This window comes from Natrialba sp. PRR66 (assembly GCF_034808065.1).
GTDB classification, from domain to species: Archaea; Halobacteriota; Halobacteria; order Halobacteriales; family Natrialbaceae; genus Natrialba; species Natrialba aegyptia.
In genome coordinates, this window is the sequence record NZ_JAXHGN010000144.1 from 1 (window position 1) to 263 (window position 263).

At 70.0% G+C, this 263-nt stretch carries 1 protein-coding gene; it reads right to left on the reverse strand.

Translation table 11 applies throughout. The features are described 5' to 3' along the window. Positions 1-263: prepilin peptidase (locus SM755_RS23795; RefSeq protein ID WP_323174856.1), on the reverse strand; the 263-nt coding region annotated here is incomplete at both ends.

Here is a 263-nt window from a genome sequence, read left to right on the forward strand (position 1 = left end):
GCGGGAGCGTGCCACTCGGCAGCAGATAGACCGGATAGACGGGAAAGAGCAAGGCGATCACCATCAGCGCCTTGGCGTCGGCCCCGCCGAACCCGCCCGTGCGCCAGAACAGGTAGGCTATCGGGATCACGAGGCCGGCACTTACCGCCGCCGGGACGAGAAAGCGCCGCCAGGCGAACTCGCTCGCGGTCCAGGCTGTCCAGGCGTCCCAGCCCAGCAACGCCAGCGCGAGGAGCGCGAGCGGTGCCCACGTCCAGTTCGGG